The organism is Trinickia sp. Y13, from assembly GCF_029522115.1.
Taxonomy (GTDB): domain Bacteria; phylum Pseudomonadota; class Gammaproteobacteria; order Burkholderiales; family Burkholderiaceae; genus Trinickia.
On sequence record NZ_JAKWFK010000052.1, the window covers coordinates 1 to 677 of the forward strand.

Annotated in this window: 1 protein-coding gene; it reads right to left on the reverse strand. The window is 64.1% G+C overall.

All coding sequences use genetic code 11. The features are described from left to right. On the reverse strand, positions 1-677 hold a 677-nt coding region (gene prpB / locus MMB74_RS27330; protein ID WP_277431715.1), incomplete at both ends, for a methylisocitrate lyase.

Below are 677 nucleotides of genomic sequence, written 5' to 3' on the forward strand. Positions count from 1 at the left end.
ATATCGACGTTCGCGCTCTTCAATTCATCAGTCGTAAACAACGGCGTCGCACCGAATTCGGTCAGATTAGCCAGGATGGGCACCTTCACGGCCGCCTTGAACTTGCGGTAATCGTCCAGCGTCTTCATCGCTTCAGGGAAGATCATATCCGCGCCGGCCTCGACATAGGCCACGGCGCGCTCGATCGCCGCATCCAGGCCTTCGGCGGCCGCGGCATCGGTGCGCGCCATGATGACGAACGATTCGTCGGTGCGGGCATCGACGGCAGCTTTGACGCGATCGACCATCTCTTCCTTAGGCACACACTCTTTGCCCGGACGGTGGCCGCAGCGCTTTTGCCCGACTTGGTCCTCGATATGCACGGCCGCCACGCCCGCCTTGATGAACGCGCGGACGGTGCGGGCGATGTTGAATGCGCCGCCCCAGCCCGTATCGATATCGACGAGTAGCGGCAGCGAGCAGGCGTCGGTGATGCGGCGCGCGTCGATCAGCACGTCTTCCATCGTGCTGATGCCCAGATCGGGAATGCCGAGCGAATTGGCGGCTACGCCGCCGCCGGAGAGGTAGACGGCTTTGAAGCCGGTGGCCTGCGCCATCTTGGCCGCATAAGCGGTGATCGTGCCGACGACTTGCAAGGGCTGCTCTTGCGCTACGGCGGCGCGGAACGCCGCGCCGGC